This window comes from Chelatococcus sp. GCM10030263 (assembly GCF_042666455.1).
In the GTDB taxonomy this organism is placed as follows: Bacteria; Pseudomonadota; Alphaproteobacteria; order Rhizobiales; family Beijerinckiaceae; genus Chelatococcus.
Genome location: NZ_JBHTDB010000003.1, coordinates 217863 through 230812, shown reverse-complemented (window position 1 = coordinate 230812; position 12950 = coordinate 217863). Strand labels below are relative to the sequence as shown.

At 65.1% G+C, this 12950-nt stretch carries 14 protein-coding genes; 8 read left to right on the top strand and 6 right to left on the bottom strand.

Going from position 1 to position 12950, the window contains the following annotated elements:
• Window positions 1-240: 240 nt before the first annotated feature.
• Window positions 241-657 (top strand): peptide-methionine (R)-S-oxide reductase MsrB, encoded by a 417-nt coding sequence (gene msrB, locus ACFQU1_RS05740; protein WP_378130223.1) that lies wholly within the window; start codon window positions 241-243, stop codon window positions 655-657.
• Between the two features lie 167 nt (window positions 658-824).
• On the opposite strand, the gene ACFQU1_RS05735 is transcribed toward msrB, so the two are convergent.
• From ACFQU1_RS05735 to galU, 4 genes are all read right to left on the bottom strand, one after another.
• Complete coding sequence (locus tag ACFQU1_RS05735; protein WP_378130221.1) at window positions 825-1262, bottom strand: CBS domain-containing protein; 438 nt, start codon at window positions 1260-1262, stop codon at window positions 825-827.
• A 10-nt stretch (window positions 1263-1272) separates the two neighbouring features.
• Window positions 1273-1716 carry a DUF2267 domain-containing protein gene (locus ACFQU1_RS05730; RefSeq protein WP_378130219.1) on the bottom strand — a complete coding sequence of 148 codons (444 nt, stop codon included), beginning with the start codon at window positions 1714-1716 and terminating at the stop codon, window positions 1273-1275.
• 297 nt (window positions 1717-2013) lie between these two features.
• On the bottom strand, window positions 2014-2586 hold the full coding sequence (locus ACFQU1_RS05725) for a GIY-YIG nuclease family protein (protein WP_378130217.1): 573 nt from the start codon (window positions 2584-2586) through the stop codon (window positions 2014-2016).
• 344 nt (window positions 2587-2930) lie between these two features.
• Window positions 2931-3842: a UTP--glucose-1-phosphate uridylyltransferase GalU gene (galU, locus tag ACFQU1_RS05720; protein WP_378130215.1), complete on the bottom strand. Its 912-nt coding sequence runs from the start codon at window positions 3840-3842 to the stop codon at window positions 2931-2933.
• Between the two features lie 273 nt (window positions 3843-4115).
• Here galU and galE point away from each other — a divergent pair, with 273 nt between their 5' ends.
• From galE to ACFQU1_RS05700, 4 genes are all read left to right on the top strand, one after another.
• Complete coding sequence (galE, locus tag ACFQU1_RS05715) at window positions 4116-5102, top strand: UDP-glucose 4-epimerase GalE (protein ID WP_378130213.1); 987 nt, start codon at window positions 4116-4118, stop codon at window positions 5100-5102.
• Between the two features lie 123 nt (window positions 5103-5225).
• Window positions 5226-6068 (top strand): 3-deoxy-8-phosphooctulonate synthase, encoded by an 843-nt coding sequence (gene kdsA / locus ACFQU1_RS05710; RefSeq protein WP_378130211.1) that lies wholly within the window; start codon window positions 5226-5228, stop codon window positions 6066-6068.
• Window positions 6065-6799, top strand: coding sequence for a 3-deoxy-manno-octulosonate cytidylyltransferase (locus tag ACFQU1_RS05705; RefSeq protein WP_378130209.1), 735 nt, complete (start codon window positions 6065-6067; stop codon window positions 6797-6799). The genes kdsA and ACFQU1_RS05705 overlap by 4 nt, the downstream gene beginning before the upstream one ends.
• Before the next feature lie 9 nt (window positions 6800-6808).
• A complete protein-coding gene (locus tag ACFQU1_RS05700; protein WP_378130207.1) occupies window positions 6809-7819 on the top strand; it encodes an SIS domain-containing protein in 1011 nt (336 codons plus the stop codon).
• Between the two features lie 54 nt (window positions 7820-7873).
• Here ACFQU1_RS05700 and ACFQU1_RS05695 read toward each other — a convergent pair whose 3' ends face one another.
• Both ACFQU1_RS05695 and ACFQU1_RS05690 read right to left on the bottom strand, forming a co-directional pair.
• Entirely contained in the window at window positions 7874-8881 is a 1008-nt protein-coding gene (locus tag ACFQU1_RS05695; protein WP_378130205.1) for an NAD-dependent epimerase/dehydratase family protein, read from the bottom strand.
• 26 nt (window positions 8882-8907) lie between these two features.
• The gene (locus tag ACFQU1_RS05690; RefSeq protein WP_378130203.1) at window positions 8908-10218 is read right to left on the bottom strand and encodes a nucleotide sugar dehydrogenase; all 1311 of its coding nucleotides are present in this window, start codon (window positions 10216-10218) and stop codon (window positions 8908-8910) included.
• 210 nt (window positions 10219-10428) lie between these two features.
• On the opposite strand from ACFQU1_RS05690, the gene rfbC reads away from it, so the two are divergent.
• From rfbC to rfbD, 3 genes are read left to right on the top strand one after another with little or no spacing between them, the layout of a single operon-like run.
• Entirely contained in the window at window positions 10429-11004 is a 576-nt protein-coding gene (rfbC, locus tag ACFQU1_RS05685; RefSeq protein WP_378130201.1) for a dTDP-4-dehydrorhamnose 3,5-epimerase, read from the top strand.
• Window positions 11001-12062 (top strand): dTDP-glucose 4,6-dehydratase, encoded by a 1062-nt coding sequence (rfbB, locus tag ACFQU1_RS05680; protein ID WP_378130199.1) that lies wholly within the window; start codon window positions 11001-11003, stop codon window positions 12060-12062. Before rfbC ends, rfbB begins: the two co-directional genes overlap by 4 nt.
• A complete protein-coding gene (gene rfbD, locus ACFQU1_RS05675; RefSeq protein ID WP_378130197.1) occupies window positions 12062-12946 on the top strand; it encodes a dTDP-4-dehydrorhamnose reductase in 885 nt (294 codons plus the stop codon). Before rfbB ends, rfbD begins: the two co-directional genes overlap by 1 nt.
• Window positions 12947-12950 lie beyond the last annotated feature (4 nt).

The window sequence follows — 12950 nt, the reverse complement described above, 5'->3', positions numbered from 1 at the left end:
TCGCGGAGGGAATAGGAAGATAATTTCTGTTGGGGTGGAATATAGCTATCCGACAAACGTCATTACATTAGGGCGCATTGACTCATCAGTTGTCTTACTTCCGATGCGTCTGCCTTTTCGTCCTGGAGATGCGGGGGGCGGCGCGTTGATTTCTCCGGCCCATCGGTGCGGATCTCGTATCCTCCATTGTCATGTGCGCCCGGCGATCCTAAATCGAGGCGCAGCAGCAAGGAGGCGGTGATGGCGCAAGTAGGCGAGTTTCCTGTCACGCGGACGGACGCGGAGTGGCGAGCGCTCTTGACCCCGGAGCAGTATCGGGTGATGCGCGGGCACGGCACCGAGCCGCCCGGCAGCTGTGCGCTGCTGCACGAAAAGCGCGCGGGCCGCTTCTCCTGCGCCGGTTGCGACCAGCCGCTGTTCGAAGCCGACCTCAAGTTCGAAAGCGGGACGGGTTGGCCTTCCTTCAACGATCCCATTCCCGGCAGCATCGGCACGACTGTCGACCGCAGCCACGGGATGATCCGCACCGAAGTGCATTGCGCGCGCTGCGGCAGCCATCTCGGTCACGTCTTCGACGACGGGCCGCCGCCCACCTATCTGCGCTATTGCATCAACGGCGTCGCGCTGAATTTCGAGCCGCGAAAAGAGACCGTCTGAGTTTTCTGGCGTTTGCGAGCCTGTCCGCTTTGCTGGGAAGACGCAGCAGCTTCTGCAGCCGTTGCCGGCACCGCCAATGGCCGCAGTCGTCCGCGTCTCCGGCCCGCCAAATGCATCAGGGCCCTCGCCCCGGAAGGCGAAGGCCCTGATGTGAAGGCTCTCGAGGCTCAGTGGCTGGCCGACCGATGTGATCCGCCGGGCTCGGTGATACCGGTCATGGCGATGCCGACCGCTTCGGGATCGTCCTTGAGCGCGCCGTCGGCGAGGGAAACGACGCCGACCAGCCGCTTGTCGCGATCGACGACAGGCAGGCGCCGCACCTGGATATTGCCCATATTCTGGATGACGTGATCCATCTCTTCGTCGTCGAAGCAATATTTCACGTCGCGGGTCATGGCGTCGCGTACCAAGGTGCTGCCGTCGAGGCCTTGGGCGACGGCGCGCATTACGATGTCCCGATCGGTGATCGTGCCGACGAGCCGCTCATCGTCGCCAACCGGCATGAAGCCGATGTCTTCGGTCGCCATGCGCTTGGCAATATCCTGCAATGTCTCGTCCGGGCGGGCGAGACATACGTCGCGGGTCATGACTTCGGACACCTTCATTGTTTTCTCCTTACTGCTCGCGTGCTTGTCCGTCCGGCCACAGCGTCCGGATGGCCTTGGGCAGGCTCTGGCGCAATTGCTCGACTTCGCCGGCGTCGATGTGGCGCCCCACAACCGTCAATACGGTGCGTGTGACGGCGTCGGGGTCCACGGGGCGCTCGCCCTCCAGTCCGCCTGCGACGCATTCCACAAATTCCTCGCGCGACCTGAGCGGAACGGGCTGAAGAGCCGGGCGATACTGGTCGTAATAGGCACCGCGGACCACCAGCGGCAGTTGCGCCGCAAGATGGGCTGCCTCATCGGCGGGCAGCCTGTCGCGCAAGGTCCGCAGAACGACACCCAGCGCGCGCCAAGCGAGCTTCCGATCCGGCCCGATCTCCTCCGAGATCTCGTTCAGCCAGATATTTGTGGTCTGTATGGATTTGTCGAAGACCTCCAAGCCTGTCGCGCTCATCTCGTTCGCTCCCGACGTGGATTCCTTGCTTGGGGAACGGATGCGGGCGCGCGCGGTTCCATGACCTCCTCAGAAACCTGGAGGTCATGCCAAGTTCTTGAAAAAGCAAGAAAACGCGAGCGTGGCCAGGCAAAGGAAGCCGCTCCCTCGTGTTGAAACGTGAGCTTCGCTCAGCGCGCGCAGACGCAGGAATTTCGAGAATCCAGCGGGGCTAGAGCTGGCGCCGAGCAGCGTCGCCGCCGCGTCGCCCCTTAGCTCAAAGCGACTTGGCACTGCGCTCTCGCCGGCGCGGAGACCTCATGGGGCCCGCGTCGGCATGAACCGTGCCGTCTCATGGCCGTTCCCGCGGTGGCGGCGGCTGCGCCGTTTGCCCGCTCCGCGAAAATTCCAGGGCAAGTCGAAGTTCTCGATGAGGCCCACTTCGAGGCCCGCGCTCGCATTCACCGGCCAGCCGTTCCAGCAGCTATTCGGCGGAGCAGCGGTCAGGATGTCGAGATAGGGAGCTGTTCCCAGCGCCAGCAGCAGCCGTGCGTGCAGGCGTTGCGCGGTCCGATATTGCGATGCCGGGCTGATATAGGCCGAAAAGCGTGCCGCCAGGCCGGAGGCCGCAATGCCGACGTAGAGCGCAATGCCGTCGCGCACGAAAGCGTAGACACCGGGCGCCTTCGGGAGAGGCTCTTGCAAGCCGAGCTTGCCCCGGGAGGTTCTCACCCAGCGGCTCGTCCAGACGAAGCCGCCACCGATCAAAGCTGCTGTGGTCAGCGGCGGCTTTGCATTGATCGGTGATTCTTGTTTCGCGATCAATTCGTTAGAAGAATAGAACTCAGGTGTAATACCATCATTATCGCTTAAAAGATCGAAAATATCCATCGGTCTTCCCCCGACCTCAATCTGTCACGGGAACCGCGGGCTGGAGTCTATTCAATAGGTGGGCGTAAATGTTTTAAGTATAAGCTTTCAAGATCTCCTGACCAACGGCCCCGTTCAAGCTTAGACGCTTAGATTCTCGGCGTCTAGCAAAGATCGACCGGATCTTTCGGTGGGATCGCGGGTGATCAGAAAAAATGCGGATGGGACGAGGGGAAAGGGCGCTCGCCAGCGCAGCAGCTGTGTGGAGGCGGTCGGAGCAGATTTCGACAGGGGCGCTCGCGCGGTGGCCGGACCGGTCGCGTGACGACGGGCCCGGCTGGTGGCGCCTATGCGCAGGTGGTGGATCAGCTTGCGAGGATCTTTTGAATGTCCTCGCGCAGGATCGGCGCGATATCTGGCCGGTCCATGGCATAGGCCACATTCGCCGCCAGAAAGCCCGTCTTGGAGCCGCAGTCGTAGATGGCGCCGTCGAAGCGCGTCGCGAAGAACGGTCGCGATTTGGCGAGTTCCAGCATCGCGTCGGTGAGCTGGATCTCGCCGCCCGCGCCGCGCTCCTGTTTTTCGAGCAGGGCGAAGATGCCGGGCTCCAGGATATAGCGGCCGGTGATGTGCAGATTGGAGGGAGCTGTGCCCTTCGGCGGCTTCTCGACCATGCTGGTGATGCGCGAGACCTTGGCCTTCACGTCCTCCACGCCGACGATGCCGTATTGATGTGTCTGGTCATCGGGTACGGGGGCCACGGCGATATGGTTGCCGCCGTGGGCGCGGTGGGCCTCGATCATGTCGGCGAGGCAGGGCGTCGGGCCGTGGTGGAGCATGTCGGGCAGAAGGAGCGCGAAAGGCTCATCGCCGACGATCTCGCGGGCGCACCAGACGGCGTGGCCGAGGCCGAGCGGTGCCTGCTGGCGCGTGAAGCTCGTCTGGCCGGGACCCGGCAGATCGGCGAGGAGCGCGTCGAGCTCCTTCATCTTGCCGCGGTTCTTCAGCGTGTGCTCGAGTTCGAACTGACTGTCGAAGTGATCTTCGATGACGCCCTTGTTACGGCCGGTGACGAAGACGAAATGCTCGATCCCGGCCGCCCGTGCCTCGTCCACGACGTGCTGAATGACCGGGCGGTCGACGACGGTGAGCATCTCCTTCGGCATGGCTTTGGTGGCCGGCAAGAAACGGGTGCCGAGACCGGCGACCGGAAAGACCGCCTTGCGGATCGGACGCGATCCGACGTCCGGGTTCTTGGCATTCGTAAAATCGGTCATGGGGCGTTATCGAACTCCACTGACGAACACTCTTCATCCGCGACGGGTCCCCGGCGCTTCACTCCTTGAGGGAATAGCCGAGCAAGGCCCATTCCGGATGACGGCTCGCAAGAGATTGTAGAGCGCAGGGCGCCCTTGACAATCCATTAAGCCGACCTGATCGCGCGAAGCATCGGTATCTGCATGAGATATGGAGGCGACGTGGCAGCGGCAGGAGGGTCTTGCATTGTGCAGCGCACCCTGCTGAATTCACGCGAGCATAAGGAGAGTTGCATGAGCGTTCTGGTCACCGGCGGAGCCGGCTATATCGGCAGCCATATGGTGCTCGCCCTTCTCGATCAGGGCGAGGACGTCGTCGTGCTCGACAATCTTTCCAAGGGTTTCCGCTGGGCCGTGCCGGAAGGCGTGCCGCTCGTCGTGGGCGATGTCGCCGACGAGGCCTTGATGGACGAGGTCCTCACGACCCATGGCGTCACCGGCATCGCGCATTTCGCCGCCAGGATCGTCGTGCCGGAGTCGGTCGCCGATCCGCTCGGCTATTACCTCGCCAATACGGTGAAGACGCGCAGCCTGATCGGTTCGGCCGTGCGCAACGGCGTGCAGCATTTCATCTTCTCCTCGACGGCGGCGGTCTACGGCGATCCGCCGGTCATGCCGGTCCCCGAGGATGTGCCGCTCAACCCGGTCTCGCCCTATGGCCGCTCCAAGCTCATGAGCGAATGGATGCTGCAGGATGCGGCGGCCGCGCACGGCCTCAAATACGTCATCCTGCGCTACTTCAACGTCGCCGGCGCCGATCCGGGCGGGCGCTCGGGCCAGTCCACGCCCGAGGCCACCCATCTCATCAAGGTCGCCTGCCAGGCGGCCCTCGGCCTGCGGCCAAATCTCGAGGTCTACGGGACGGATTACGACACGCCCGACGGCTCTTGCTTGCGCGACTATATCCAGGTCACGGACCTCGCCGCCGCCCATACGGCGGCGCTTGCGCATCTGCGCAGCGGCGGCGAGAGCCTGACGCTCAATTGCGGCTATGGTCGCGGCTATTCGGTGCTCGAGGTGATCGAAGCCGTGAAGCGCGTCAGCGCCCGCGATATCCCGGTCACTCTCAGCGGACGAAGGCCCGGGGATCCGGCGGCGATCGTCGCCGAGGTCGAGCGCATCAAGGCCAATCTCGACTGGACACCGCAGTTCCAATCGCTCGATCTCATCGTGTCCCAGGCGCTCAATTGGGAGAAGAAGCTCGCGGAAAAGGCGCGCTGAGGGCGGCTCCGCGGGGATAAAGAATTGGGCGGAAGTGGCGACGATTGATCACGGCGCCCGGCTTGCCTACAAGTGCGCGGTCGGCTTGCCGTGCGAGCCACCCCTTTTCCGAGTCGTCCCGTCATGACCGAAGCTCCTCTTTCCGTCGTTACCGTCGGCTCCGTCGCAATCGGTAACGCCCTGCCGCTCGCCGTCATCGCCGGCCCCTGCCAGATGGAGAGCCGGGCGCATGCGCTGGAGACTGCGCAGGCGCTGAAGGAAATCGCCGCGCGGCTCGGCATCGGGCTCATCTATAAGTCGTCCTTCGACAAGGCGAACCGCACGAGCGCCACGGCGGCACGCGGCATCGGCCTCAAGGACGCTCTGGCGATCTTCGACGAGATCCGCAGCCACGTCGGGCTGCCCGTGCTCACCGATGTGCACGAGGCCAGCCAATGCGCGCCGGTGGCCGAGGTCGTCGACGTGCTGCAGATCCCTGCCTTTCTCTGCCGCCAGACCGATCTGCTGGTCGCGGCCGCCGAGACCGGGCGGGTCGTCAATGTGAAAAAGGGCCAGTTTCTCGCGCCCTGGGACATGACCAATGTCGTCACGAAACTCACGGGCGCCGGCAACCGGCAGGTCCTCCTGACGGAGCGGGGCGTCTCTTTCGGCTACAACACCCTCGTCTCGGACATGCGTGCGCTGCCGATCATGGCCCGCACCGGCGCGCCGGTCGTCTTCGACGCCACGCATTCGGTGCAGCAGCCCGGAGGACGCGGCGCAAGTTCGGGGGGCGAGCGCGAGTTCGTGCCGGTACTGGCGCGAGCGGCAGTCGCAGTCGGTGTCGCCGCCGTCTTCATCGAGACGCATCCCGATCCGGACAATGCGCCATCGGATGGCCCAAATATGGTTCCACTCAGGAACTTCGAGGCTTTGTTGAAGGCGTTGATCGCCTTCGACCAGCTCGCAAAGGGACTGGAAACGTGAACCCGATCGTCGTCATCCCGGCGCGCCGGGCGGCTTCGCGGCTGCCGGGCAAGCCGCTCGCCGATATCGCCGGCGAGCCGATGATCGTGCATGTCTGGCGTCGTGCCATGGAGGCCGATGTCGGCCGCGTGCTCGTGGCGACCGATGACGCCGAGATCATGGAGGCCGTGCGCGCCGTCGGCGGCGAGGCGGTGATGACACGGGATGATCACCCCTCCGGCTCCGACCGGGTCTTCGAGGCAATGTCGCTGCTCGATCCGGACAGCCACCACGACGTGATCGTCAATATCCAGGGCGACCTGCCGACCGTGACGCGCGCCACCATCCGCGACGCCATGATGCCGCTTGCCGACGCCGAGGTGGCGATCGGCACGCCGGTCGTCGCCATCACCCGCGACGAAGAGAAGACTGCGCCGAGCGTCGTCAAGATGGTGGGCGCGCCGCTTGCGCCACGGCGGTTTCGCGCGCTCTATTTTACGCGGGCGACCGCGCCCTGGGGCGAGGGGCCGCTCTACCACCATGTGGGTCTTTACGTCTGGCGCCGGCAGGCCTTGGCGCGTTTCGTCGGCCTGCCGCCTTCGCCGCTCGAACAACGCGAGCGGCTGGAGCAGCTCAGGGCGATCGAGGACGGCATGCGCATCGATGCGGTCGAGGTCGACGCCGTGCCGCTCGGCGTCGATACGCCCGACGATCTCGAACGGGCGCGGAGCCTCTTCGCGCGGCGGACATGAGGAGACGTGATGGCACGGCCGTTGCTTGACGCCAAATCGCCGGAGACGGACGCTGCGACCGATGTGACGGCGGTCGCCCGGCGGACGCTCACGCTCGAAATGGACGGCCTCGCGGCGGTCGCCAAGGCGCTCGACGGGGATCTCGGCGTGCAACTGCGCGCGGCGGTCGACCTGATCCACGATTGCGGCGGGCGTGTCATCGTCACGGGCATCGGCAAGTCCGGCCATATCGGCCGCAAGATCGCGGCAACGCTGGCCTCCACGGGCACTGCCGCCTATTTCGTCCATTCCGCCGAGGCGAGCCACGGCGATCTCGGCATGATCCACGACAGCGATGTCGTGCTCGCCCTCTCCTGGTCGGGTGAGACGGCCGAATTGTCAGACGTGATCGACTATACGCATCGCTTCCGTGTGCCGCTGATCGCGATCACCTCGCGCGAGACGAGCAATCTGGGGCGCGCGGCGACCATCTCGCTCGTGCTGCCGGCGATGCCCGAAGCCTGCCCGAACGGCCAGGCGCCGACGACCTCCACCCTCATGCAGCTTGCGCTGGGTGACGTGCTCGCCACCTGTCTCCTGTCCCGCAAAGGCTTTTCCGCAACCGATTTCCATCGCTACCACCCCGGCGGCAAGCTTGGAGCGCGGCTGAAGCGGGCGAGCGACGTCATGGTACGTGGCGAAGCCATCCCGCTCGTCGGCGAAGAAGCCCTCCTGTCGCGGGCCATCCTCGTCATGTCGTCGAAGCGCCTCGGTGTCACCGGCGTGGTCAACGGGGCGGGAGATCTCGTCGGCCTCGTCACGGACGGGGATCTCAGGCGCGCCTTCGAGAACGGCTTTGCCGACGGCCCGGTTTCAGCGGTGATGACCAAGACGCCGATCACCGTGCCGGGGGACACCCTCGTCCAGGAAGTGCTGGCGCGCATGAATGCCGCCAGCATCACGGTCATTTTCGTGCTGGAGGGACGCCGCCCCGTGGGCGTCATCCATATCCACGATCTTCTCAGGATCGGCGTGGCTTAAATTTGCCTCTCTTCGGAGCAGAGGTGATAGGCACTGCCGCCGGTCTTCCAGGTTTTAAACGCCGAAATAGTCCCGGTACCAGGTGACGAAGCGGGCAACGCCCACCTCGACTGGCGTTGCCGGGCGGAAGCCGGTGAGGCGTTCGAGCAGACCCGTATCGGCGAAGGTGCTGGGCACGTCGCCGGCTTGCATGGGCAGATAGTTGCGGATCGCCTTCCTGCCGACGGCCTTCTCGATCGCTTCGACGAAGGCAAGAAGCTTCACGGGCTGGCCGTTGCCGATATTGACCACGCGGAAGGGGGCGACCGGGCTCAAGCCCAGCTCCGCATCGACTTCCCGTTCGCGTGGATCCTCGGGCACGGCCTCGGCGAGGAGGACGATCGCCTTGGCGAGATCGTCGATATAGGTGAAGTCCCGGTCCATCTCGCCGTTGTTGTAGATGTCGATCGGCTCGCCGGCGATGATGCCCTTGGTGAATTTGAACAGCGCCATATCCGGCCGCCCCCAAGGGCCGTAGACCGTGAAGAAGCGGAAGGCGGTGGTCGGTGTCTTCCAGAGATGCGCATAGGAATGCGCCATCGCCTCCGTCGCCTTCTTGGTGGCGGCATAGAGCGTCAGCGGGTAGTCCGTGCGGTCGCTTTCGACGAATGGCATCTTGGTATTGGCGCCGTAGACGGAACTGGTCGAGGCGAGCAGGAAGTGCTTCGGCGCATGCTCGCGCACGAGCTCCATCAGGTTGAAAGTGCCGCTCAGATTGGCGTCCACATAGGCGCGGGGGTTGTCCAGGCTGTAGCGGACGCCCGCTTGGGCCGCGAGATGGATGACGATATCCGGCCGGAACTCCTCATAGATGGAGCGCAGCGCCGTCTCGTCCTCGAGCATGATCTCGCTGGCCGCGAAGGTCGGCGATTGGAGCAGGATGGCGTGCCGGCGGCGCTTCAGGGCGACGTCGTAATAGGGCGTCATGCCGTCGATGCCGAGGACCTCGTGGCCGGCGGCGAGCAGGAGCCTGGCGACATGGAATCCGATGAAGCCGGCTGTTCCGGTCACGAGGTATCGCATGGCTGGCCTCTCCTCCGATGCCCGCGTCACGCCTTGACGATGTGCGGTGCGCTCGCTCCCGCACGGGCGCAGGCGTTGCGCGTATCGATGACCAACCGCGCATGGTTGGCCACGAAGCGGTAGTCCACCGCGTCATGGTCGGTGGCGATGACGACCGCGTCGAAGGCCGCGATAGCGCCGGCGCTCCATTCGATCCGCCGCCGGCCCTCATAGGCCGGATATTCGCGCGTCGTCGGAATCCGTTCGACATGCGGATCGTAGAAGGCGGCGCTCGCTCCGCGCCGCTCGATGAGCTCGATCAGCTTGAAGGCGGGGCTTTCGCGCACGTCGTCCACATTCTTCTTATAGGCGAGACCGAGCAGCAGTATCTTGGCGCCGCGCATGCCGCGCCCCGTGGTCTCGTCGAGGGCGTGGGCGAGCCGGTCCACGACGTAATGCGGCATCGCCGTGTTGATCTCGCCAGCGAGTTCGATGAAGCGTGTCGATATGTCGAATTCGCGCGCCTTCCAGGTGAGATAGAAGGGGTCGATCGGGATGCAGTGGCCGCCGAGGCCGGGGCCGGGATAGAAGGGCATGAAGCCGAAGGGCTTCGTCTTGGCCGCCTCGATCACCTCCCAGACATCGACCCCCATGCGTTCGAAGACGATCTTCAACTCGTTGACGAGGGCGATGTTGACCGCGCGGAAGATGTTTTCCGTCAGCTTCACGGCCTCGGCGGTCTTGGTCGACGAGACCTGGACCGTTCCCTGGACGATCGAGCTGTAGAGCGCGTCGGCTAGGCTCAAGGCGATCGGGCCGTCGCCGCCGACGACCTTTGGAATGAGGCGGGTGGAAAACAGCGGGTTGCCGGGGTCCTCCCGCTCCGGGGAATAGGCGAGGAAGAAATCCTCCCCGCTTTTCAGGCCCGAGCGCTCCAGAATGGGCTTCATCACCTCTTCGGTCGTGCCCGGCCAGGTGGTCGATTCGAGCACGACGAGATGACCGCGACGCAGATGCGGCGCGATTGCCTCGGCTGTCCGCACGATATAGGTGAGGTCCGGTTCGCGATGGGCCGTCAGCGGTGTCGGCACGCAGACGATAATGGCGTCCGCATCACGCAGCCGGGAGAAATCCGTGGTGGCGTCGAGCTGCTGGGCCGTGACGGCCGTGCCGAGTTCCTCGTCTGTGATGTGCTTGATATAGCTTGTCCCCGCATTGATGCGGGCGACCTTGGCCGGATCGATGTCGAAGCCGACGACGCGGTAGCCCGCCGCGGTCGCGGCGAGCGCAAGCGGCAGGCCCACATAGCCGAGGCCGATGATCCCGACGATCTTGTCGTTAGACCAGGATATGTCCATCACGCACTCGTGGTTTCCAGCGAGGATCGATCCGGGGGCGCAGGCGAGTCTTCGGTGACTATCGGCTTTTGGCAGCATGTTCCAGAGCTTTCGGCCGACCCGCGGCGGAGCGCCTGATCGAGCCCAGCTTGATTTGACAGCGCGCCTGCATCACCCCTAGGCAAAGGAGCGAGCCGTCGAGATGCGACGCTGATGGACGCGCAGGGCAGGATGACCACTTTCGAGCGCTTGGCCATTCCGGACGTCATTCTCGCCGTTCCCGACAGGTTCGGCGACCATCGCGGCTATTTCACGGAAACCTATGTGAAGGAGCGCTTCGCGGCGCAGGGAATCACAGCGGATTTCGTGCAGGACAACGAGTCTCTGTCGCCGCAAAAGGGCACCCTGCGCGGGCTTCATTTCCAGGTGCCGCCGCGCGCCCAGGCGAAGCTCGTGCGCGTGCTTGCCGGCGCTATCTTCGACGTCGCCGTCGACATCCGGCAAGGCTCGCCGAGCTTCGGCCGCTGGGTGGGCGCGACCCTGACGGCCGAGCGCGGCGAGCAGCTCTATATACCGCAAGGCTTTGCCCACGGCTTCTGCACCTTGGCGCCGGATACGCGCGTCGCCTACAAGGTCGACGACTACTATGCCAAGGCGGCGGAGGGGGGCGTGATCTGGAACGATCCTGACATCGCCGTCGCCTGGCCGCTCGACGGCGAGCCGGTGCTGTCCGACAAGGACAAGCTGTTGCCGCGTCTGAAGGACTATGTCCCGCCCTTCATCTATGCAGGGGAGTGCGGGGCATGACCAAGCGCATCCTGGTGACGGGCGGGGCGGGCTTTATCGGCTCGGCCGTGGTGCGCCGTATCATCACGGAAACGCCGCACCGGGTGCTCGTGGTCGATGCCCTGACCTATGCCGGCAGTCTCGCCTCGCTCGCGAGTGTCGCCGGCGATGCGCGCTATGAATTCGTCCACGCCGATATCTGCGAGGCCGACGCCATGGCGGCAGAGCTCGCGCGCTTTCGGCCGGATATCGTCATGCATCTCGCCGCCGAAAGCCATGTGGATCGCTCCATCGACGGGCCGGGCGCCTTTCTGCGCACCAATGTGGTCGGCACGGTCACGCTGCTGCAAGTGGTGCTCGCCTATTGGCGCGGGCTCGATGAGGCGGGCCGCGGGGCCTTCCGCTTCCACCATATCTCAACCGACGAGGTCTTCGGCAGCCTGGGGGAGGACGGCCTCTTCCATGAGGAGAGCGCCTACAAGCCGAATTCTCCCTATTCCGCCAGCAAGGCGGCATCCGACCATTTTGTGCGCGCCTGGCACCACACCTATGGCCTACCGGTCGTGGTCTCGAACTGCTCGAACAATTACGGGCCCTACCATTTCCCGGAAAAGCTCATTCCCCTCACCATTCTCAATGCGCTCGAAGGCAAGCCCTTGCCTGTCTACGGCGCCGGCGAGAACGTGCGCGACTGGCTCTATGTGGAAGACCATGCCGAGGCGCTGCTCCTGATCGCTGAACGAGGTCGTGCCGGTGAGAGCTACAATGTCGGCGGCGGCGCCGAGCAGCGGAACATCGAGGTCGTGCGGCAGATCTGCGCGCTGGTCGACGAGATGGCGCCGGCCCCGGGCATCGGTGCGCGCGAAAAGCTTATCCGCTTCGTCACGGACCGGCCGGGCCATGACCTCCGCTATGCCATCGATGCCGGCAAGATCCGGCGCGAGCTCGGCTGGCAGCCGCGGGAGAGCTTCGAAAGCGGACTGCGCAAGACGGTGCGCTGGTATCTCGACAACCGCGACTGGTGGGAGCCCATCCGCAAGCGGGTCTATGGCGGCGGCCGGCTGGGAGCTTCGGTCTGATGCGCATCCTCCTCTTCGGTGCGGCAGGGCAGCTCGGCAGCGAAATCCTGGCCTCGTCCGGCGAGCAAGGCATCGCGATCGTGGGCCTGACGCGCCGCGACGTCGACATCACCGATGCGACTGCCGTGGCGCGGGCGATCGAGGCGGAGGGGCCGAGCCTCGTCGTCAACGCGTCCGCCTATACCGCTGTCGATCAGGCGGAGAAGGAGCGCGACCTGGCCGAGGCGGTGAACGGCCGCGCGCCGGGCTTCATGGCCGCGGCCTGCGCGTCAACCGGCATTCCGCTCGTTCATTTTTCGACCGACTATGTCTTCGACGGCACGAAGACCGGCGCCTATGTGGAGACGGATCCCGTCGCGCCGCTCGGCGCCTATGGCGAGAGCAAGCTCGCCGGCGAGGAGGCGGTGCGCGCGCGGCTCGCGGAGCATCTCATCCTTCGCACGTCCTGGGTCTATGGTTTCTACGGCCGCAATTTCCTGAAGACGATCCTGCGGCTGGCGAACGAGCGCGACGCGCTCACCATCGTCGCCGACCAGCGCGGCTGCCCGACGGCCACGCGCGATCTCGCCGGGGCGATCTTCATCGCCGCTCAGCAGGTGGCGCAGGGAGGGGCGAACTGGGGCACCTACCATTTGGCGGGGCAGGGGGCGACGACCTGGCACGGCTTCGCCACGGCGATCGTCGCGGCGGCGCAGCCCTTCACCGGCCGCAGCCCGACGGTCAAGGCCATCACCACGGCGGATTATCCGACGCCGGCGCGTCGGCCTGCAAATTCGGAGCTCGACAGCAGCCGCTTTGCCGAGGCCTTCGGCTTCCGGGCAGCACCGTGGCAGCAGCGGGTCGAGGACTGCGTTTCCGGGCTCATGAGGGGGAGAGAGCCATGAGGAT

What these genes read in the sequence shown, in the direction of transcription:
- msrB (WP_378130223.1), top strand. Translation starts at nt 241, where the DNA reads ATGGCGCAAGTAGGCGAGTTTCCTGTCACGCGGACGGACGCGGAGTGG.
- ACFQU1_RS05735 (WP_378130221.1), bottom strand. Translation starts at nt 1,262, where the DNA reads ATGAAGGTGTCCGAAGTCATGACCCGCGACGTATGTCTCGCCCGCCCG.
- ACFQU1_RS05730 (WP_378130219.1), bottom strand. Translation starts at nt 1,716, where the DNA reads ATGAGCGCGACAGGCTTGGAGGTCTTCGACAAATCCATACAGACCACA.
- ACFQU1_RS05725 (WP_378130217.1), bottom strand. Translation starts at nt 2,586, where the DNA reads ATGGATATTTTCGATCTTTTAAGCGATAATGATGGTATTACACCTGAG.
- galU (WP_378130215.1), bottom strand. Translation starts at nt 3,842, where the DNA reads ATGACCGATTTTACGAATGCCAAGAACCCGGACGTCGGATCGCGTCCG.
- galE (WP_378130213.1), top strand. Translation starts at nt 4,116, where the DNA reads ATGAGCGTTCTGGTCACCGGCGGAGCCGGCTATATCGGCAGCCATATG.
- kdsA (WP_378130211.1), top strand. Translation starts at nt 5,226, where the DNA reads ATGACCGAAGCTCCTCTTTCCGTCGTTACCGTCGGCTCCGTCGCAATC.
- ACFQU1_RS05700 (WP_378130207.1), top strand. Translation starts at nt 6,809, where the DNA reads ATGGCACGGCCGTTGCTTGACGCCAAATCGCCGGAGACGGACGCTGCG.
- ACFQU1_RS05695 (WP_378130205.1), bottom strand. Translation starts at nt 8,881, where the DNA reads ATGCGATACCTCGTGACCGGAACAGCCGGCTTCATCGGATTCCATGTC.
- ACFQU1_RS05690 (WP_378130203.1), bottom strand. Translation starts at nt 10,218, where the DNA reads ATGGACATATCCTGGTCTAACGACAAGATCGTCGGGATCATCGGCCTC.
- rfbC (WP_378130201.1), top strand. Translation starts at nt 10,429, where the DNA reads ATGACCACTTTCGAGCGCTTGGCCATTCCGGACGTCATTCTCGCCGTT.
- rfbB (WP_378130199.1), top strand. Translation starts at nt 11,001, where the DNA reads ATGACCAAGCGCATCCTGGTGACGGGCGGGGCGGGCTTTATCGGCTCG.
- rfbD (WP_378130197.1), top strand. Translation starts at nt 12,062, where the DNA reads ATGCGCATCCTCCTCTTCGGTGCGGCAGGGCAGCTCGGCAGCGAAATC.